The sequence below is a fragment of the Streptomyces sp. NPDC039424 genome, assembly GCF_055639495.1.
Map to the genome: position 1 here is coordinate 481185 of NZ_JBVKAI010000001.1, position 17068 is coordinate 498252.

A 17068-nucleotide genomic window follows, 5' to 3' on the forward strand; every position below is an offset into this window, starting at 1 on the left:
GCAGCCATGCCGGAGCCGCAGGAGACCGCCGTCTACACGCACGGGCACCACGAGTCGGTGCTGCGTTCGCACACCTGGCGGACCGCCGCCAACTCCGCGGCGTACCTGCTCGGCTCGATCAAGCCCCATATGCGGATCCTGGACATCGGCTGCGGACCGGGGACCATCACCGCCGACCTGGCGGCGCTGGTCCCCGGCGGGCACGTCACCGGCGTCGACCACGCGCCGGGCATCCTGGACCGGGCGCGGGAGACCGCCGCCGAGCGGGGCCTGACGAACGTCGATTTCGCCGTCGCCGACGTGCACGCCCTGGACTACCCGGACGACACGTTCTGCGTGGTCCACGCCCACCAGGTGCTGCAGCACGTCGGCGATCCCGTGCGGGCGCTGCGCGAGATGCGCCGGGTCACCAGGCCCGGCGGGTTCATCGCCGTCCGCGACTCGGACTACTCGGCGATGACCTGGTACCCGGCGCTGCCGGGCCTGGACGACTGGCGCCGGCTGTACCTGCGGGTGGCCCGGGCCAACGGCGGCGAGCCGGACGCCGGGCGCCGGCTGAAGTCCTGGGCGCTGGCCGCCGGGCTCACCGACATCACGGCCACCTCCGCCACCTGGACCTTCGCCACCGCCGGGGAGCGGGCCTGGTGGAGCGGGCTGTGGGCGGACCGCACCGTCGCCTCCTCCTATGCGGAGCGCGCCACCGAGGGCGGTCACGCGACCCCGGAGCGGCTGGGGGCGGTGGCGCGGGCGTGGCGGGAGTGGGGCGAGCGGGAGGACGGGTGGTTCGCGGTCCTGCACGGAGAAATCCTGTGCAGGAAGGAAGCCTGATCCACGCATTCCGGGAAACCCGGAATGCAGGAGGTTCACATCATGGTTCCCATCCTGCTGGTACTGCTTCTGGTGCTCATTCTCTTCGGCGCCGGATTCGCGCTGAAGTTGCTCTGGTGGATCGCCCTGGCGGTTCTCGTGGTCTGGCTGCTGGGTTTCCTGCTTCGCGGAACCGCCGCGGGCGGCGGCAGGAGCCGCTGGTACAGGTGGTGAACTGACCCGGAAGACGCGCTGTACGGCGTCATTCCCGGGGCAGCAGAGGTCCGAGCGGCCCGAGGTCCAGATTCAGGTCCTCGGGCCGCAGCCCGTAGCGGTCGCGCAGTTCGGCCATGCGGTCCTCCAGGAGCATCAGGGTGAGCCCGATCCGCTCCTCCTGCTCCTCGGTGAGGTCGCCGGTGTCGAAACGGCGCAGCGCCTGCCGTTCCATCAGCTGGCGCAGCAGCTCCACGACGGTCAGGACGAGTTTGACGAGATCGCGCTCGACCGTGTCGGGTTCGAGCTCCATGCGGTTGCGCGGGGTCATGACGGCTCCTCGAACGGTGACGGCACCTGTGCGTTCACCGAGCTGATCAGCGCGTTCAGGTCGATGCGGACCAGGTCGACGTCCGCGATGCGCAGCGTGACGTCCCCGGTGATGACGACGCCGCCGGCCAGCAGCCGGTCCAGCAGGTCCACCAGGGCGACCTCGCGGCGTTCTATGACGGTCACGTGCCTTCCCCACCCTCTCCGGGTGCCTCGCCCCGGACGTCACCTGCGAAGGAGTAGGGGGCCCAGGGGCCGGTGAGTTCCACCCGCAGCCCAGGAGTCTCGTCTTTCGCCCGGTCCACGATTTCCACGAATTCCTCGGAATGCGCACGCGGCACGAGATAGGCCGCGTTGAGGATGTTCCGCCCCGAAATCTTGGAAAGCGCGGGATTCTGCGGGGCGTGCAGCCGGGAATCCTCGGCCCGCTCGGAAAGCGTGCCGTGCAGACGGCTCGCGAATTCCTCCGCTTTCTGCCACAAGTCGTCGTCCGACCGGGTCCGGGCCCGCCGCTGCCGGAGGTAGTCGCGGCCCGACGCGGGCTTGGGCGCCGGCTGTTCCGGCTGGGCCGGTGCGATGTCGGCGTACACCTTCACCCCCCATTCCACCCGGCCCTGAAGCCGGTCGAGGGTGTGCCGGAACTCCTTCTCGCGGGCCTCGATCATGGTCCGTACACCGCTGTCGTCCCTGAAGACGGTGGCCAGGCGCAGCGGCAGCGGGGTGGTGACGGTGGTGAGCGCGTCGATCACGCCCTGGTGGGCGCGGGCGGTCACGGTCAGCCAGTCCAGGTCCTCCAGGTGGGCGCGCAGGGCGTCCTCGGCGAAGTCGGCCTCGGGGACCGTGCTGACGACCGCGACCAGTCCGTGGTGGTGCAGCAGCCCCGGCGGGGCGCCCCCGATCCCCGTCAACTGGGCCTGCAGGGGCGCGTCGAAGGGGCGGCAGACGGCGTAGACGTACCGCAGTCCGATCATGATTCCTCCTTCGGCACGCGGCTCGGCTCCAGTTCCTCCAGGCGGGCCAGCCGTTCCCGCAACTCGGCGTTCTCACGCGCGAGTTCGTCGCGGCGGGCGCGGGAGGACAGGGCGGGGTCGGTCTCCCACCAGTCGATGCCCATCTCCTTCGCCTTGTCCACGGAGGCGACGATGAGCCGCAGTTTCACCGTGAGCAGTTCGATGTCGAGCAGGTTGATCCTGATGTCGCCCGCGATGACGATCCCCTTGTCGAGCACGCGCTCGAGGATGTCGGCGAGGTTGGCTCCCCCGCCCTGGCCGTAGGGCTCGGGGAGCCGGCCGGGCGTCGTCATCGACGGCCCCCGCGCCCGGCGTACTCAGGCTCCTCTTCCTCCTCGTACGCCTCCTCGGGCTCTTCCTCGGCCTCCTCCTCGGGCTCCTCCTCGTACTCACCGCTCTCGTCCTCGGCGTACGGGCCCTCTTCCTCGCCCTCTTCCTCTTCGGCCTCGTCCTCCTCGGGCTCTTCCTCCTCGCCCTCGGCCTCGGCCTCGTCCTCGTACTGCTCCTCGTCCTCGCCGGCCTCGGCGCCCTCTTCGCCCTCTTCGCCCTCTTCGGCCGCCTGCTGCTGTTCCTCCTCCTCGACGGCGTCCTCGTGGCTGCGGACGACCTCGCCGTCGCGGATCTCGCCGCGCCAGCCGTCCTCCGCCTCGCCCTTGAGGGTGATGAACCGGGCGTAGTGCTTGAGGTCGAGCCGGACCCGGCGGCCCTGGGCGCGCCAGATGTTGCCGGTCTTCTCGAAGAAGCCGGTGGGGTAGTACTCCATGACCAGCAGCACGCGGGTGAGGTTCTCCTCCAGCTCGTGGAAGGAGACCACGCCCTTGGTGGTGCCCTTGGCGCCCTCCGACGTCCACTGGATGCGGTAGTCGGGGATCTGCTCGGTGGTCTGGGCCTTCCAGCTGCGGCTGGACCACCACACCTTCGCCTGCCAGTCGCTGTGCGTGTCGTCGGCGCGGCTGGCGCTCTTGACGCCCTTGGCGAAGGTGCTGAAGTCCTGGTACTGGGTCCACTGGTCGTAGGCGGTGCGCAGCGGCACGCCGACGTCGATGTGCTCGATGATGACGATCGGCTTGGAGCCCGCGCCTCTCTTGCGCTTGCCCTTGCCGCCGCCCAGGTTCTTCAGGGCTCCCATCACGCTCTCCTTGGCTCGCGAGGCCCCCACCTCCAGCGCGGACCGCAGCGGGCCCTTGCCTTCGGCGAGCTTGCGGCCGCCGTCGAGGGCCATCTTGGCGAAGCCCGGGCTGTTGCCCTCGGCGATGTCGTTGAGCTTGACCGTGGTCTCGCCCAGCTTGCGGCCGACGCCACTCAGCATGCGCTGGGCCTGTGCCGCGAGGTATTCCTGCGCCTCCGCCTTGAGGCGGTCGGCGGCTTCGCTGTGGACCAGCGCGGTGAGGGGGTTGTCCTGCGCCGCGCCGTCGGTGTCGCCCGTCGCCTTGCCCGCGGCGGACTTCGCGGATCCGAGGTTCTCGGTCATCCTTCATCACCGCCCTTCGACCGCCGGGACCGGGGCGAGCCACCGGCCGCGGCCGTCTTCTTCGCGGTCGTCTTCCGCGCCGCGCCCTGGGTCTTCTGCGCCGCCTTCTTGGCAGGTGCCTTCTTGGCGGGAGCCTTCTTGGCGGGAGCCTTCTTCGCCGCCGCCTTCTTCGCGGGGGCCTTCTTGGCCGGAGCCGGAGCCTTCTTCGCCGCCGCCTTCTTCCTGGGCGCCGGGGCCTCCTCCTCGGCCTCCGCCTCCTGGTCCTCCGGCTCTTCTTCCTCCTCCGGCTCTTCCTCCTCCGGCTCTTCCTCCTCCGGCTCTTCCTGCTCTTCCTGGCCCTCCGGCTCTTCCTGCTCCTGCTCTTCCTGCTCCTCCGGCTCTTCCTCCTCCTCGTAGGTGTCCTCGGTGTCCTCGGCGTCCTCGGAGCCCTTGCCGGACGCCACGCCCGAGAGCCGGTCGCGTACGCCGGCCGTGCGGCCGTGCAGCCGGTCGGCGAGGGCGTTCATCTGCCGCTCGGCCATGGCCCCCGACGCGGCCTTGCCGACGCCCCGCAGGTCATCGCGCAGCTGGTCGCCGATCTCCTTGAACTGCGGGTTGTTGCGCAGCTGCTGGTTCACCAGGTCCGCGAGCGCACGCGGGCTCAGGTTGAGCTTCTTGCCGGCCACCAGGGAGCCGACCGCCAGGGCCATCTTCAGTTTCTTGGTACGTCCGAGGAGGTACCCGGCGCCTACCGCGAGGCCCACTGCCGTTCGGTTCATAGTCCCGTCCCGTTACCCGTCGTCTCGCCGGAGCCCATCCCGGTCTCCAGCCGGTCGAGGAGTTCGTCCTCGCGCCGGTCGAACTCCTCCTCGGTGATCTCGCCCGCCTCCAGCTGCTCCTCGAGGCGGGCGAGTTCGGCCCGTACGGTGGAGGGGTCGTAGTAGATCCGCTCTGCCTCGCGGACCACCTGTTCGATCACCCATGCGCTCCCGCGCACCGGTGCGAACGGCAGCAGCAGCACCTCACCGATCAGTCCCATCCGCTACTCCCTCCGTCCCGCGGGGCCGCTATTCGGCTCCCGCGTCCGCTCCGGCCGTGGTGCCCGCGGGCTCGGCGGGGCCGGGCTCGACGAAGCTGTAGGGCGGCAGCGGTCCGTTGACGCGCAGTTCGAGGTGGGCGAGGGACTTGCGGGCCTCCTCGACGGCGGCCAGGAAGTCCTCGGCCGTGCCGCGGTCCACCAGGAACGACACGTTGACCAGCCAGCCCGTGGATTCGGGGCCCACGCTGACGGCGTCGGTGAGCGGGGCCAGCAGGCGCTGCACCTCGGCGGCGTCCTCGGCCTCCTTGGCCTTGACCGCGGCGGCCACCATCTCACCGAGGCGGATCTTGTCGTCGTAGCTGCCGCCGCCCGACGTCCGGTTGGCCTCGGCGAGGGCGCGCAGCTCGGGGCTCTCGGCCATCACGCGGTGCAGGACGGCCTCTTCCACGTGGCTGGCCTTGACGTTGTACTCGACCTTGCCGTCCAGCGCCCGCAGGCGCTCCTTGTAGTGGTCGGCGCGCTCGGCCAGCACACCGGTGACCGTGGCGTCGTCCGGGGCGACACTGCCGAACCGCATGGGCAGCAAGACGCCGCCCGCGCCCGCCTCGGCGAGCACGTTCTGGTGGGCCAGCAGGTCCCTGCGCTTGGGGCGCAGCCCTTCGGGGGCCTCGCTGACGACGGCGGCGAGGTCGCCCTCCTTGAGGATCCGGACGGGCTGCGGCGGTTCACCGACGCCGCCCATGCCGTCGGGAAGCGCGGGGTGGGAGCTCGCCGCGATCGCGTACACGTAGGTGCTCACTCCTGCTCCTCCTTCCGGCGTGCGGCCGTGCTCTTGCGGGGCCGCGGCCTGGACTGGGTCTCGGTCTCACCCTCGTCGCGCGCCTGCTTGAAGGCGCCCGAGATGGTCTCGGCGGCGCCGGACAGCGCCCCCTTGGACTTGCCGCGGGCACCGGACTCGGTGATCTCGCCGACCATGTCGGGCAGGCCCGGGCTCTTGCGGGGGCCGGCCTCCAGGTCGAGCCGGTTGCACGCCTCGGCGAAGCGCAGGTAGGTGTCGACGCTGGCGACGACGACCCGCACGTCGATCTTCAGGATCTCGATGCCGACCAGGGACACCCGTACGAATGCGTCAATGACGAGACCCCGGTCGAGGACGAGTTCCAGTACGTCGTAGAGGCCGCTGCTGCCGCCTCCGCCGCCGGTCTGCTGTGCCGGGACTACGGTCATGCCGACCGCGCCTCCTTGTCTGTGTCGTGGTCGTGACGGTCTGTGGATGAGGTCGCTGCGGGCCGGTCTAGCGGCCGCGTGCGTCGGCCCGTCCGCGTTCGTAGCGGCGGACGCGCCGGTATCCGGTGAGCTGTCCCCCCGGGTCGAGTTCGACCTGGTAGCTCGCCATGAGGCTCATCGTGTCGGGCACCCTGGCGAGTTCGAGGACCTCCACCTCCAACGACCAGCCGTCCTCGGTCTGTTCGAAGGACGAGACCGACTCGGGGGCGAGGCCGGTGAGCTCCGCGAGCTGGGCGCGCGCCTGGCGTAGCACCTCCATGGGGCTCGGCCGGTGCTCCTCCTCCCTGTGCCGGTCGGTGTCCTCCTCCTGCGGCTCCTGTGCGTTCTGCGGTTCCTGGGGCTTCTGGGGTTTCTGTGAACCTTGCGAATCCGATGTGTTCTTTGTGTTCGACATGGCCACCTCTTCCCTCCGTGTGGCCGCAGCGGCGTGGGCCAAACATGTGGGAGCGCATGCGTGTGCGACACGCCCCGTCCGACCTGCGTACGAAGGTGCTTCGATCCGGTGGATCAGCCGCCGCGCAGCGCGTCGAGCCGACGCCGGGCCGGGCCCAGGGCGCGGCCCCGGCCGGACAGGCCCGCCCAGGGGTTGGTGCGGGCCTGGTCGAGGGCGTCCTCGATGGTCCAGCGGCGCGGGCCGAGGTCCGGGTCGTCGAGCTGCTCCCAGGAGACGGGGACGGCGACCGGGGCGCCGGGGCGGGGGCGGACGGTGAAGGGGGCCACGGCGGTCTGGGCGTAGGCGTTGCGCTGCACGTCGAGGTAGAGCCGGTCGCCGCGGTCCTTCTTGCGGGCGGCGGTGGTGAGCTTGTCGGGGTGTTCGGCGGCCAGCAGCTCGGCGACGTCCCGGGCGAAGGCGCGGACCTCGTCGACGTCGTGGTGCCCGGCGACGGGGACGACCACGTGCAGGCCGCGCGAGCCGGTGGTCATCAGCGCCGAGGGCAGCTTCAGGTCGTCGAGGAGCCCGCCGAGCAGCCGGGCGGCGTCCCGTACCGCCGCGAAGTCGTCACCGGAGGGGTCCAGGTCGAAGACCATGCGGTCCGGACGGTCGGTGCGGCCGGTGCGGGAGAGCCAGCGGTGCAGGGTGAGGCAGGCCTGGTCGGCGAGGAAGACCAGGGTGGCGGTGTCGTCGCAGACGACGTGCGTGACCGTGCCGCCCTCCTTGGCGACCTCGGCCCGGGTGATCCAGTCCGGATAGTGGTCCGGGGCGTTCTTCTGCATGAAGCGGGGCCCGTCGAGTCCGTCCGGGTACCGCTCCAGCATCAGCGGACGCCCACGCAGGTGCGGCACCATGAGCGGCCCGACGGACCGGTAGTAGTCGACGAGGTCGCCCTTGGTGTACTCCTTGGCGCCGCCCCCGCCGGGGAAGAGCACCTTGCCGGGCCGGTGCACCTCGACCGTGCGGCGGCCCGCCCGTACCGTCCGCACGTCGTCGTTCATCGCACGACCGCCTCCTCCACCAGCAGCCGTCCGGCCGCCGCGATGGCCGCCGCGTCGATGCCCGCGGCGTGCAGCTGCTCGTCGGGCGCGGCCGAGCCGGGCATGGTCCGCACGGCGAGCCGGACCAGGCGGGGTACGGGCCGGCCGTCGGTGAAGGCGTCCAGGACGGCGTCGCCGAGGCCGCCCTCCTCGTGGTGGTCCTCGACGGTGAGCAGGCAGCCGGTCTCCTCGGCGGCCCGCAGCAGGGTCTCCTTGTCGACCGGCTTGACGGAGTACAGGTCGACGACCCGGACGCGGATGCCCTCCTGCTCCAGGGCGTCGGCGGCGGCCAGCGCCTCGTGCACGGTCACCCCGGCCGCGACGACGGTCAGCCGGTCCTCGCCGGAGGAGCGCAGCACCTTGCTGCCGCCGACGGGGAACTCCTCTTCGGGTCCGTAGACGACGGGGCTCTCGCCGCGCGAGGTGCGCAGGTAGCGGACGCCGTCCAGGTCGGCCATGGCCGCGACCAGCTTGGCGGTCTGGTTGGCGTCACACGGGTAGAGCACCGTCGAGCCGTACACCGCCCGGAACATCGCCAGGTCCTCCAGACCCATCTGGGAGGGCCCGTCCTGGCCGATCGCGACTCCCGCGTGGGAGCCGACGAGGTTGATGCCGGCGCCGCTGATCGAGGCCATGCGCACGAAGTCGTACGCGCGGGTGAGGAACGCCGCGAAGGTCGCGGCGTACGGCACCCAGCCGCGCGCCGCCATGCCGACGGCCGAGGCGACCAGTTGCTGCTCGGCGATGTAGCACTCGAAGTAGCGGTCGGGGTGCTCCTTGCCGAAGTACTCGGTGCGGGTGGAGTCGCCGACCTCGCCGTCCAGGGCGACGACCTCGCCGCGGGCGGTGCCGAGCGCGGCGAGTGCCTCGCCGAAGGCGTTGCGGGTGGCCACCTCGTCGCCCTTGTCGTAGGTGGGCAGGGCGAGGGAGGTGTCGCGGACGGCGTGCAGCATGCGGGCGGCCTGCGGCTCCTGCACGCGGACGGTGAGGTCGCGCTCCCCGCCCAGTTCGGCGATCGCCTCCTGCGCGTCGGGCAGCGGCTTGCCGTGCAGGCCCTCGCGGTCCTGGACGGCGGCGACGCCCTTGCCCTTGAGGGTGCGGGCGAGGATCACGGTCGGCTGCCCGGTGGTCGACTCCGCCTCGCCGTAGGCGCGGTCGACAGCGTCCACGTCGTGGCCGTCGATCTCCACGGTGTGCCAGCCGAACGCCTGGAAGCGGCGGGCGTAGGCGTCCAGGTCGTGTCCGTGCCGGGTGGGTCCGCGCTGGCCCAGGCGGTTGACGTCGACGATCACGGTGAGGTTGTCGAGGTGCTCGTACGCGGCGTGCTCGGCGGCCTCCCAGATGGAGCCCTCGGCGAGCTCGCTGTCGCCGCACAGCACCCACACCCGGTAGCCGGTGCGGTCCAGCCGCTTGCCGGCCAGCGCGATGCCGACGCCGACGGGCAGGCCCTGGCCGAGCGAGCCGGTGGCGGTCTCCACCCAGGGCAGCCGGCGCGGCGTCGGGTGGCCCTCCAGCCTGCTGCCGAGCCTGCGGAAGGTCAGCAGTTCGCCGTCCTCGATCGCGCCGGCCGCCTTGTAGGCGGCGTACAGCAGGGGCGAGGCGTGGCCCTTGGACAGGACGAAGCGGTCGTTGCCGGGGTGCTCGGGGCGTTCGAAGTCGTAGCGGAGGTGGTGGGCGAGGAGCACCGCCATCAGGTCCGCGGCCGACATCGAGGACGTCGGATGCCCGGACCCCGCCGCGGCGGCGGCCCGCACGCTGTCCACACGCAGCTGCTGCCCGAGTTCGACGAGTTCGTCGCTGTTCATGAGTCTCCTTCCGCGGGGGTGTCCTCGCGTTTGACGGGGCCCGGGGCGGGATGGTCGCCCCGGGGCCGGGGGCCGGGCTGGTTCTTGGCGGGCTCGCCGCCCGGCTGGTTCTTCGCCGGTTCGCCGCCCGGCTGGTTCCTGGCGGGTTCGCCGCCGGGCTGGTTCTTCGCCGGTTCCGCGCCTCGCCGGTTGTTCTCGGGCGCGGGGTCCGGCTCCGGCCGGTGCTCGGCGGGCTCGTCGCCGGTGTCCTCGGGGAGGGCCGCGCCCGGGCCCGTGCGGGCCTGCTGTTCGCGTCCGCCGGGTACGTGCGCGAGCTCCGGGGAGGCCGTGTCCAGCGGGACCGACCAGGACCGTACGAGGCCCAGCTGGACGCCCTGGCGCGGCAGTACGGAGTCCAGGAGCCAGTCGGCGGCGACCCGGACGCGGTTGCCGGGCATCGCCGCGAGGTGGTAGGCGCGGGTCACCACGCCGGCGGGCGGCCCGGACAGCGGTATGCCGAAGGGGTTGGCGGCGGCCTTGACGCCGCCAAGGTCGACGACGAAGCCGAGGTCGCGGTGGCGGTAGGGGCGCCGCTCGCCGAGGCCGAGCGAGGCGGCCACGTTGTGCGCGGCGGTCTTGCCGTGCCGCCAGGCGTGCTGGGCCGTCATCGGGGTGAACTTCCCCGGGTTGTCCAGATCGGGCACGGCGGCGGCGTCGCCGCACGCGAACACCTCGGGCCGCCCCGGCACCTGGAGGTAGGGGTCGACGATGAGGCGTCCCCGCTCCAGCGGCTGCCCGGTGCTCTCCACGAGGGGGTCGGGCCGGACGCCGACGCACCAGACGAGGGTGCGGGTGTCGACGAAGTCGCCGTCGGTGAGCAGCACCCCCTCGTGGGTCGCCTCCTTGACGGAGGTGCCCATCCGGACGTCGACACCGCGTTCCCGCAGTACACGGTCGGCTGTATGCGAAAGACGTTCGTCCATCTCCGGGAGGACGCGCGGCGCGATGTCCAGCAGCATCCAGCGTGGCCGCAGCCCCAGCCGCCGCACCTGCCGGCGTGCCAGGTCGTCGGTGAGCATCTGCATCTGCGCGGCCACCTCGGTGCCGGTGTATCCGGCGCCGACCACCACGAAGGTGCACCGGGCGGCGCGGCTCTTGCTGTCGTCGGACCCGGCGGCGAGCTCCACCTGCCGGGTGACGTGGTCGCGCAGGTACAGCGCCTCGGGGAGGCCGCGGAAGCCGTGCGCGTGCTCGGCGACGCCGGGGATGGGCAGCAGTTTGTTGACGCTGCCGACGGCGATTACCAGCCGGTCGTAGGGCAGCGTGCCGGTGCCCCCCTCGGGGTCGGTGTAGTGCACGGCGCGCCCGTCCAGGTCGATGCCGGCGGCCTCGCCGAGCACCAGCCGCACCCGGGGCAGGGTGCCGGAGAGGGAGACGGTGACCCGGCGCGGCTCCAGGATCCCGGCGGACACCTGGGGCAGCAGGGGCAGGTAGAGGAAGTAGTCGGTCGGGTTCAGCAGGGTGATGGCGGCCCGGTGCCGGGTCAGCCGCGAGAGGGTGCGGGCGGCCCGGTACCCGGCGAAACCGGCACCGACGATCACGATGCGGGGTCGACTCACGGTACGCCTCCGGCGGTCTGGCTCGTCCGAGGCCTTCCGCGTCCCCCTGGTCAGGGCACCCAAACGCCGGGGCGGCGGAGCGTTTCGGCCCGACCCCGTCCGGTTACCCGGGCCCGCGACCCCACCCGACCAGACCCGGCCGCCGGGTCGCGGAGGTACCCCTATGCCCGAATACGGCTATTTCCTGTCGACCGAGGAACACGGTCCCGCCGACCTCGTCGAGCAGGCGCGCATGGCCGAGCAGGCCGGATTCCAGGCCTTGTGGATCTCGGACCACTACCACCCGTGGAACGACGCCCAGGGCCAGAGTCCGTTCGTCTGGTCGGTCATCGGCGCGCTCTCGGAGGCCGTGTCGCTGCCGATCGAGACGGCGGTGACCTGTCCCACCGTGCGGATCCACCCGGCGGTGGTGGCGCAGGCCGCGGCGACCAGCGCGGTGCTGACCGGCGGACGTTTCCGGCTCGGCGTCGGCACCGGCGAGGCCCTCAACGAGCACATCCTCGGCGACGCCTGGCCGCCGCTGCACATCCGGCTGGAGATGCTGGAGGAGGCCATCCAGGTGATGCGCCGGCTGTTCACCGGCGAGGAGGTCAACCACCACGGCACGCACTACACCGTGGAGAACGCCCGCCTCTACACCGTCCCCGACGAACCGGTCCCGATCGACATCTCCGGCTTCGGCCCCAAGGCGACCCAGCTCGCGGCGCGCGTGGGCGACGGCTACATCACGATGATGCCGGAGGAGGAGATGGTCACCCAGTTCCGCAAGGGCGGCGGGGGCACCAAGCCGGTCAGCGGCGGGACGAAGGTCTGCTACGGCACCGACCGGGACGAGGCCGTGCGCCGGGCGCACGGGCTGTGGGCGAACGAGCTGCTGCCCGGCGAGATGGGCCAGATCCTGCCCACGCCGCGCCACTTCGAGCAGCTCCAGCCGCTGGTCACCGAGGACATGGTCCGCGAGAACCGGGTCTGCGGCGACGACGTGGACGAACACGTCTCGGCCCTGACCGCCTTCGCCGACGCCGGCTTCGACCGCGTCTACGTCAACCAGATCGGCCCCGACCAGCGCGGCTTCTTCGACTTCTACCGTACGAAGGTGCTGCCGCAGCTGACGGGGCACTGAACGGCGAAGACCCCGCCGGCGGCCCGGGGAGGCCTGTCGGTGGGGTCTTTCCGATCGCGGGGGTCAGGCCCGGTGGTGCGGGCCCTCGGGGTCGATGTCCCCCAGGCGCGGCGCCTCCGGTTCACGCATACCAGGGGCCGGGCCGCCCGCCGCGCCCGCGCCGGGTGCCGTGGACGGCATGGGCGGGTACGGCATGCCGAGGCCGCCGGGCGGCCCGGGGGGCGGCGTGCCGCCGACCACGTGACCGGGGGCCGCGGAGGCCTGCGCGGACTTCGGACGGGCCGCGCCGCGCAGCACGTAGGCCACGACTCCCAGGATCGCGGCCGTGATCAGCGCGGCGGCCCAGCCGGGCAGGCCGACGGCGAGCGCCAGGCCCAGGGCGAGCGCGAGCGCGCCGCCCGCGTACAGGGCGACGGCGCCGGACGCGGCGTACAGCATGGCCGTGCGGCGCTGCTTGCGGGTCTGCTCACGCAGCTCGTCGCGCACGGTCTCGCGCGCCACCTGCGCCAGCTCGTCGACCAGTTGCTTGTCGAGATGCTCCAGATGATCCAAGCGGTCCATGTATCCCGGGTACCCGCACACACGTGCGGTTAACGCGGTCCGTGACACCGCCGTGCCCGCGGGTGAGCCTGCGGCGGGCGGAGGGGATCGGGTGAAGGGATCTCCTCCCCCGGCCGCCGCCAACTAGGCTCGTCGGCATGGAGATTCAGGGCGCCGCACTGCGCATCTACGTCGCCGACCTCGACACCGTGATCCCCTTCTACGAGCGTCTGACCGGCGCCAGAGCCATGCGTTTCGCCCGTGGCGGGGTGCAGGTCGCCGCGGTCGGCTCCTTCCTGCTGATGAGCGGCCCCGAGGCGGAGTTGGAGCTGCTGCGCAAGGTGACCGCGACGATCGCGGTCAAGGACGTCGAGGAGGCCGAGCGGGTCCTCACCACCCTCGGCGCCCGCGTCATCGCGGGCCCGCTCGCGACACCGGTGGGCCGCAATCTGATCGCGATGCATCCGGACGGGGCCGTCTTCGAGTACGTGGACCAGGCGGGCTGAGGCTCGCCCGCGCACGGGCATCGCCTACGGCATACAGTCGGCTGTCTGCTGTCTTCACGAAAGGTACGGAAGCGGATGAGCGAGCGGCACACCTACCGGGTCATCGTCCGGGGCACCTGGGACGCCCTCACCGAGGAGGCCCGGGCGCGGCTGCTGGCGGAGGCGGCCGGCCACGGGATGACGAGCATGCGGTTCACCGAGGAGGGCTCGCTGTCGTACGAGCCGTCGCCGCTGAAGCACTTCTCGATGCGGTACGTGGTGGTGTCGGACGCGGCCGACGGCGAGGAGATGGCGGCGGCGATCGCCGAGGACCGGGCGGAGCGCGCGCTGGGCGCCCTCGGCTACGGTTTTCGCGACCTGCGGTCGACCGTCACGGACCTCGACACCATGAAGGTCAACCGGAAGCACGCATCTCGGCGGTGATCGCCCACCGCTCGTGGTCCCGCCAGGCCCCGTCGACGTAGATCATGTTCGGCGAGAAGCCCTCCAGGCGGAAGCCGGCGCCGCGGGCGAGGGCGATGGACGCGGCGTTGCCGGGCTGCGCGTTGATCTCCAGCCGGTGCAGCCGCATCGGCCCGAACGCGTGGCCCACCACCAGGTCGAGGCCCTCCCGCATCAGCCCGCGCCCGGCCGCGTGGGCGAAGGCGCCGTAGCCCAGGGCGCCGCACTGGAAGCCGCCGCCGACGATGTTGTTGATGTTGATGAATCCGGCGACGGCCCCGCCGTCCTTCTCGCAGACCAGGAACCCGGCCTTCGTCGGGTCCTCGATCAGCCGTCCCGCGTAGGCCGTGTACGCCTCTTCGGTGAGCGGCGGGAACAGCCACGGGTGGTGCAGGTCCTTGCTCTCCCGGGCCCGGGCGGCGAACTCGGGGCCGTCCTCGTAGGTGAAGTGGCGTATGCCCACCCGGGGGCCTTCGGCGAGATAGCGGGACGCGGTGTGCGGCATCCCGCCACGATACGACGTCATCGGCCGGGGCGCTTCAGGAACGGGCGCGGTCAGCGCAGGGCGGGTTCGTCGAGGGTCAACGTGCCCGCGTCGGCGTCGAGTTCGGCGGTGAGCCCGAACGGGATCGTCCACGCGCCCGCGCAGTGGCCGAAGCCGAAATCCTCGACGACGGGAATGTTGCCGAGGGAGCCGAGCCGGTCGGCGAGCAGGGCGCGCACCCGGTCCTCGGCCTCGCACTGTTCCCAGGATCCGAGCAGCACGCCGTGCACCCCGTCGAGCCAGCCCGCGCGCAGGAGTTGGGTGAGGTAGCGGTCCAGGCGGTACGTCTCCTCGCCCACGTCCTCCAGACACAGCAGCCCGCCGCGCGCCGAGGGCCGGGCGTGCGGGGTGCCGCACTCCGCGGCGAGCAGGCACAGGCAGCCGCCGAGGGTGACACCCCTGGCGCGGCCGGGGACCAGGGCACGGCCGCCGGAGGCGATGGTGCGGACCGTCTGAGGGGCGAAGAGGGTGGCCTTCAGGTGTTCCTGCGCCCGCGCGTTCTTGATGAAGTCGACACCGGCCGCCATCGGCCCGTGCAGCGTGGCGAGCCCCAGCCGGACGGCGAAGGCCTCGTGCAGCGCGGTGATGTCGCTGAAGCCGACGAACACCTTCGGTCCGGCGGCCCGCATCGCCTCCCAGTCGAGCAGGTCGGTCACCCGCTGCGCGCCGTACCCGCCCCGGGCGCACAGCACCGCGTCCACGGACGGGTCGCACCAGGCGTTCTGCAGGTCGGCGGCGCGGTCCGCGTCCGTGCCCGCCAGGTAGCCGAACTCCGGATGCCGGTCGAGTACGTGCGGGGCGACCACCGGGTCGAGGTCCCAGCCGCGCAGCACGTCGAGGCCGGCCTGCAGCCGCTCCTCGGGCACCGGGCCGCTCGGGGCGACGACGGCCACCCGGGCGCCGGGGGCGAGGCGGGCGGGGCGGACCAGCTGTTTCATGGGGCGAGCTCCAGGGTGGGGACGCCGGCCGGGTGCAGGCCGAACACCTGAGCGTATAGCGACAGCTCCGCCTCCAGCGCCCTGACCAGCGTCCGGGTCCGCCGAAACCCGTGGCCCTCCCCCGGGAAGGCGAGGTAGGCGTGCGGCACGCCCCGCCCCTGGATCCGGGCGAGGAAACGTTCGCACTGCGCGGGCGGGCAGATGACGTCGTCCAGTCCCTGGAGCAGCAGGAACGGCGCGGTGATCCGGTCGGCCTGCTCGGCCGGCGACCGTTCGGTGTACCGTCCCGGCACTTCGGTGAGCGGTCCGACCAGCGTCTGCGGATAGCGCGACTCGAAGTCGTGGGTCTCCCCCGACGCCCAGGTCGTGACGTCCAGGACGGGGTAGGCGATCGTGCCGCAGGCGTAGACGCCGGTCGTGGCGAGCGAGGCGGCGGCGGTCCAGCCGCCCGCGCTGCCGCCCCGGATCGCGAGCCGGCCGCGGTCCGCGGTGCCCTCGTCGGCGAGGGCGAGGGCGACGGCCGCGCAGTCCTCGACGTCGACCACGCCCCACTGCTCGCGCAGCCGCTCCCGGTACGCCCGGCCGTACCCCGTGGAGCCGCCGTAGTTGACCTCGGCGACCCCGATGCCGCGCGAGGTGAAGTAGGCGATGCCCAGGTCCAGCACCAGCGGTGCCCGGCTGGTGGGGCCGCCGTGCGCCCAGACGACGTACGGCGGCAGCTCGTCGCCGGGCGCGACGCAGCCGGGGTGGTGGGGCGGGTAGATGTGGGCGTACACCCCGCGGCCCTCGGGGCCGGTGAAGGTGCGGATCTGCGGCTCCGGGTAGTACGCGGGATCCACCGGGTCGGCGTGCGGGGCGCCGATCACCCGGGCGTGGCCGGTCCCGGTGTCCAGCTCGACGACCTCGTAGGCGCTGCGCGGGCTGGCTCCGACGGCCGCCACCCGATCGCCGTGCACCGCGAGGGTGGGCGCGAACTCGGTCCAGGGGCCGGCCGCGTCGACGACCTCGCCGGATTCGGGATCCAGTATCCCGAGTGCGGTCGACCCCCGACCGTGGACGACGGCGATCAGCCCGCTCGCCAGCGGCGCGAACCAGCGCTGCCCGAGCTTCCACAGCGGTCCGCCGAACTCCTCCTCGCGCGGGCACAGCGGGACGCCGTCGCGGTATACGTTCCACCAGCCGGTGCGGTCGCTCGCATACAGCAGACCGCCGTCCGTCGACCATTCACACTGGGCGATCGACTCCTCGGGCCCGCCCGCCACCGTGCGTACGGTATGCAGCACACCGTCGTCGCCCACCTCGGCGCGCATCAGCTCCGTACCGTCCCACGGCATCCGCGGATGGTCCCAGGCCAGCCAGGCGACACCACGCCCGTCGGGCGACAGCCGCGGCCCGGTCACGAAGCGGTGCCGGTCGCCGGTGAGTTCGCGGACGGCGCCCCGGTCGGAGGCGGCGGAACCGTCCAGCGGCACGGCGGCCAGGACACGGCGCACGTCGCCGGGCCCCTCCCCGGTGAACTCCTCCAGCACGCACCACACTTCGCCGCGCTCCGGCAGCACCAGCGGCTCCGCCCAGCGCAGTCCGCCGCCCACCGTGGACACAGGCGTCAGCGGACGCGGCTCGCCGCCGGGCTCGTACCGGTACAGCCGCTGGTCGGCGTAGTGCGCGAACACCACGAGGGGCCGGCCGCCTCGGACCACCCCGGCCCAGGGCTTGCCGCCGTACTCGATGACCCGGCTGCGCACGTTCCACGGCGCGGGCAGCACCGACTCCTCGGTGGAGTCCGCCCGTCGCCGCACCAGCGTGCGGCGGCCCTCCTCGGCGGGCCGGGGCTCCGTCCACCATGTCTCCTCGCCCACGAAGCCCACCCACTCGGGGTGCCCGTCGTGGGCGGCGGCCAGCGCCGCGTCGATGGGCGAGGGCCAGGAACCGTAGGCAAGCGTCCGCACGCCGTTCTCCACCTC

22 protein-coding genes are annotated in these 17068 nt (G+C 72.6%); 5 read left to right on the forward strand and 17 right to left on the reverse strand.

Annotated features, from left to right (window positions below):
• Positions 1 to 6: 6 nt before the first annotated feature.
• On the forward strand, positions 7 to 828 hold the full coding sequence (locus tag ACZ7L0_RS02235; protein WP_471240479.1) for a class I SAM-dependent methyltransferase: 822 nt from the start codon (positions 7 to 9) through the stop codon (positions 826 to 828).
• A gap of 42 nt (positions 829 to 870) precedes the next feature.
• Complete coding sequence (locus ACZ7L0_RS02240; protein WP_471240480.1) at positions 871 to 1041, forward strand: hydrophobic protein; 171 nt, start codon at positions 871 to 873, stop codon at positions 1039 to 1041.
• 28 nt (positions 1042 to 1069) lie between these two features.
• On the opposite strand, the gene ACZ7L0_RS02245 is transcribed toward ACZ7L0_RS02240, so the two are convergent.
• The 13 genes from ACZ7L0_RS02245 to ACZ7L0_RS02305 all read right to left on the reverse strand — a co-directional run bounded on the left by ACZ7L0_RS02245 (position 1070) and on the right by ACZ7L0_RS02305 (position 11012).
• Positions 1070 to 1351 (reverse strand): gas vesicle protein K, encoded by a 282-nt coding sequence (locus ACZ7L0_RS02245; protein ID WP_471240481.1) that lies wholly within the window; start codon positions 1349 to 1351, stop codon positions 1070 to 1072.
• Positions 1348 to 1536, reverse strand: coding sequence for a gas vesicle protein (locus ACZ7L0_RS02250; RefSeq protein ID WP_361802846.1), 189 nt, complete (start codon positions 1534 to 1536; stop codon positions 1348 to 1350). Before ACZ7L0_RS02250 ends, ACZ7L0_RS02245 begins: the two co-directional genes overlap by 4 nt.
• Complete coding sequence (locus tag ACZ7L0_RS02255; protein WP_471240482.1) at positions 1533 to 2321, reverse strand: GvpL/GvpF family gas vesicle protein; 789 nt, start codon at positions 2319 to 2321, stop codon at positions 1533 to 1535. Before ACZ7L0_RS02255 ends, ACZ7L0_RS02250 begins: the two co-directional genes overlap by 4 nt.
• On the reverse strand, positions 2318 to 2653 hold the full coding sequence (locus ACZ7L0_RS02260) for a gas vesicle protein (protein WP_471240483.1): 336 nt from the start codon (positions 2651 to 2653) through the stop codon (positions 2318 to 2320). Before ACZ7L0_RS02260 ends, ACZ7L0_RS02255 begins: the two co-directional genes overlap by 4 nt.
• Positions 2650 to 3831, reverse strand: coding sequence for an SRPBCC family protein (locus ACZ7L0_RS02265; RefSeq protein ID WP_471240484.1), 1182 nt, complete (start codon positions 3829 to 3831; stop codon positions 2650 to 2652). Before ACZ7L0_RS02265 ends, ACZ7L0_RS02260 begins: the two co-directional genes overlap by 4 nt.
• A complete protein-coding gene (locus tag ACZ7L0_RS02270; RefSeq protein ID WP_471240485.1) occupies positions 3828 to 4589 on the reverse strand; it encodes a DNA primase in 762 nt (253 codons plus the stop codon). The genes ACZ7L0_RS02265 and ACZ7L0_RS02270 overlap by 4 nt, the downstream gene beginning before the upstream one ends.
• On the reverse strand, positions 4586 to 4849 hold the full coding sequence (locus tag ACZ7L0_RS02275; protein WP_471240486.1) for a gas vesicle protein GvpG: 264 nt from the start codon (positions 4847 to 4849) through the stop codon (positions 4586 to 4588). Before ACZ7L0_RS02275 ends, ACZ7L0_RS02270 begins: the two co-directional genes overlap by 4 nt.
• A 28-nt stretch (positions 4850 to 4877) precedes the next feature.
• Entirely contained in the window at positions 4878 to 5648 is a 771-nt protein-coding gene (locus ACZ7L0_RS02280; protein ID WP_471240487.1) for a GvpL/GvpF family gas vesicle protein, read from the reverse strand.
• Positions 5645 to 6076: a gas vesicle structural protein GvpA gene (locus ACZ7L0_RS02285; RefSeq protein WP_471240488.1), complete on the reverse strand. Its 432-nt coding sequence runs from the start codon at positions 6074 to 6076 to the stop codon at positions 5645 to 5647. The genes ACZ7L0_RS02280 and ACZ7L0_RS02285 overlap by 4 nt, the downstream gene beginning before the upstream one ends.
• Positions 6077 to 6143: 67 nt before the next feature.
• Positions 6144 to 6530 carry a gas vesicle protein GvpO gene (locus ACZ7L0_RS02290; protein ID WP_471240489.1) on the reverse strand — a complete coding sequence of 129 codons (387 nt, stop codon included), beginning with the start codon at positions 6528 to 6530 and terminating at the stop codon, positions 6144 to 6146.
• Positions 6531 to 6643: 113 nt separating this feature from the next.
• Positions 6644 to 7570, reverse strand: a complete 927-nt coding sequence (ligD, locus tag ACZ7L0_RS02295) for a non-homologous end-joining DNA ligase (RefSeq protein WP_471240490.1) — start codon at positions 7568 to 7570, stop codon at positions 6644 to 6646.
• Positions 7567 to 9414 carry a transketolase gene (locus ACZ7L0_RS02300; RefSeq protein ID WP_471240491.1) on the reverse strand — a complete coding sequence of 616 codons (1848 nt, stop codon included), beginning with the start codon at positions 9412 to 9414 and terminating at the stop codon, positions 7567 to 7569. Before ACZ7L0_RS02300 ends, ligD begins: the two co-directional genes overlap by 4 nt.
• Positions 9411 to 11012: an FAD-dependent oxidoreductase gene (locus tag ACZ7L0_RS02305; RefSeq protein WP_471240492.1), complete on the reverse strand. Its 1602-nt coding sequence runs from the start codon at positions 11010 to 11012 to the stop codon at positions 9411 to 9413. The genes ACZ7L0_RS02300 and ACZ7L0_RS02305 overlap by 4 nt, the downstream gene beginning before the upstream one ends.
• 163 nt (positions 11013 to 11175) lie before the next feature.
• Between ACZ7L0_RS02305 and ACZ7L0_RS02310 the strand changes: the two genes are divergently transcribed.
• Positions 11176 to 12135 (forward strand): LLM class F420-dependent oxidoreductase, encoded by a 960-nt coding sequence (locus ACZ7L0_RS02310; protein WP_471240493.1) that lies wholly within the window; start codon positions 11176 to 11178, stop codon positions 12133 to 12135.
• Positions 12136 to 12198: 63 nt separating this feature from the next.
• Here the strand turns inward: ACZ7L0_RS02310 and ACZ7L0_RS02315 are convergent, their stop codons facing one another.
• Positions 12199 to 12696, reverse strand: coding sequence for a phage holin family protein (locus ACZ7L0_RS02315; RefSeq protein WP_471240494.1), 498 nt, complete (start codon positions 12694 to 12696; stop codon positions 12199 to 12201).
• Positions 12697 to 12833: 137 nt separating this feature from the next.
• On the opposite strand from ACZ7L0_RS02315, the gene ACZ7L0_RS02320 reads away from it, so the two are divergent.
• On the forward strand, positions 12834 to 13181 hold the full coding sequence (locus tag ACZ7L0_RS02320; RefSeq protein ID WP_471240495.1) for a VOC family protein: 348 nt from the start codon (positions 12834 to 12836) through the stop codon (positions 13179 to 13181).
• Between the two features lie 75 nt (positions 13182 to 13256).
• Entirely contained in the window at positions 13257 to 13604 is a 348-nt protein-coding gene (locus ACZ7L0_RS02325) for a DUF6204 family protein (protein ID WP_471240496.1), read from the forward strand.
• On the opposite strand, the gene ACZ7L0_RS02330 is transcribed toward ACZ7L0_RS02325, so the two are convergent.
• Genes ACZ7L0_RS02330 through ACZ7L0_RS02340 form a run of 3 tightly spaced genes read right to left on the reverse strand, consistent with a single transcriptional unit; the run spans position 13576 to position 17053 of the window.
• Complete coding sequence (locus ACZ7L0_RS02330) at positions 13576 to 14127, reverse strand: GNAT family N-acetyltransferase (RefSeq protein ID WP_471240497.1); 552 nt, start codon at positions 14125 to 14127, stop codon at positions 13576 to 13578. The two genes, ACZ7L0_RS02325 and ACZ7L0_RS02330, sit on opposite strands and share 29 nt — an antisense overlap.
• A gap of 50 nt (positions 14128 to 14177) precedes the next feature.
• Positions 14178 to 15104 (reverse strand): S66 peptidase family protein, encoded by a 927-nt coding sequence (locus tag ACZ7L0_RS02335; RefSeq protein ID WP_471240498.1) that lies wholly within the window; start codon positions 15102 to 15104, stop codon positions 14178 to 14180.
• Complete coding sequence (locus tag ACZ7L0_RS02340) at positions 15101 to 17053, reverse strand: S9 family peptidase (protein ID WP_471240499.1); 1953 nt, start codon at positions 17051 to 17053, stop codon at positions 15101 to 15103. Before ACZ7L0_RS02340 ends, ACZ7L0_RS02335 begins: the two co-directional genes overlap by 4 nt.
• Between the last annotated feature and the right edge of the window lie 15 nt (positions 17054 to 17068).

Excerpts from the sequence above, each read along its gene's own strand:
- ACZ7L0_RS02270 (WP_471240485.1), bottom strand. The coding sequence starts at position 4,589 with ATGAACCGAACGGCAGTGGGCCTCGCGGTAGGCGCCGGGTACCTCCTC.
- ligD (WP_471240490.1), bottom strand. The coding sequence starts at position 7,570 with ATGAACGACGACGTGCGGACGGTACGGGCGGGCCGCCGCACGGTCGAG.
- ACZ7L0_RS02235 (WP_471240479.1), top strand. The coding sequence starts at position 7 with ATGCCGGAGCCGCAGGAGACCGCCGTCTACACGCACGGGCACCACGAG.
- ACZ7L0_RS02315 (WP_471240494.1), bottom strand. The coding sequence starts at position 12,696 with ATGGACCGCTTGGATCATCTGGAGCATCTCGACAAGCAACTGGTCGAC.
- ACZ7L0_RS02310 (WP_471240493.1), top strand. The coding sequence starts at position 11,176 with ATGCCCGAATACGGCTATTTCCTGTCGACCGAGGAACACGGTCCCGCC.
- ACZ7L0_RS02245 (WP_471240481.1), bottom strand. The coding sequence starts at position 1,351 with ATGACCCCGCGCAACCGCATGGAGCTCGAACCCGACACGGTCGAGCGC.
- ACZ7L0_RS02325 (WP_471240496.1), top strand. The coding sequence starts at position 13,257 with ATGAGCGAGCGGCACACCTACCGGGTCATCGTCCGGGGCACCTGGGAC.
- ACZ7L0_RS02240 (WP_471240480.1), top strand. The coding sequence starts at position 871 with ATGGTTCCCATCCTGCTGGTACTGCTTCTGGTGCTCATTCTCTTCGGC.
- ACZ7L0_RS02275 (WP_471240486.1), bottom strand. The coding sequence starts at position 4,849 with ATGGGACTGATCGGTGAGGTGCTGCTGCTGCCGTTCGCACCGGTGCGC.
- ACZ7L0_RS02290 (WP_471240489.1), bottom strand. The coding sequence starts at position 6,530 with ATGTCGAACACAAAGAACACATCGGATTCGCAAGGTTCACAGAAACCC.
- ACZ7L0_RS02285 (WP_471240488.1), bottom strand. The coding sequence starts at position 6,076 with ATGACCGTAGTCCCGGCACAGCAGACCGGCGGCGGAGGCGGCAGCAGC.
- ACZ7L0_RS02300 (WP_471240491.1), bottom strand. The coding sequence starts at position 9,414 with ATGAACAGCGACGAACTCGTCGAACTCGGGCAGCAGCTGCGTGTGGAC.
- ACZ7L0_RS02320 (WP_471240495.1), top strand. The coding sequence starts at position 12,834 with ATGGAGATTCAGGGCGCCGCACTGCGCATCTACGTCGCCGACCTCGAC.
- ACZ7L0_RS02265 (WP_471240484.1), bottom strand. The coding sequence starts at position 3,831 with ATGACCGAGAACCTCGGATCCGCGAAGTCCGCCGCGGGCAAGGCGACG.
- ACZ7L0_RS02260 (WP_471240483.1), bottom strand. The coding sequence starts at position 2,653 with ATGACGACGCCCGGCCGGCTCCCCGAGCCCTACGGCCAGGGCGGGGGA.
- ACZ7L0_RS02335 (WP_471240498.1), bottom strand. The coding sequence starts at position 15,104 with ATGAAACAGCTGGTCCGCCCCGCCCGCCTCGCCCCCGGCGCCCGGGTG.
- ACZ7L0_RS02330 (WP_471240497.1), bottom strand. The coding sequence starts at position 14,127 with ATGCCGCACACCGCGTCCCGCTATCTCGCCGAAGGCCCCCGGGTGGGC.
- ACZ7L0_RS02255 (WP_471240482.1), bottom strand. The coding sequence starts at position 2,321 with ATGATCGGACTGCGGTACGTCTACGCCGTCTGCCGCCCCTTCGACGCG.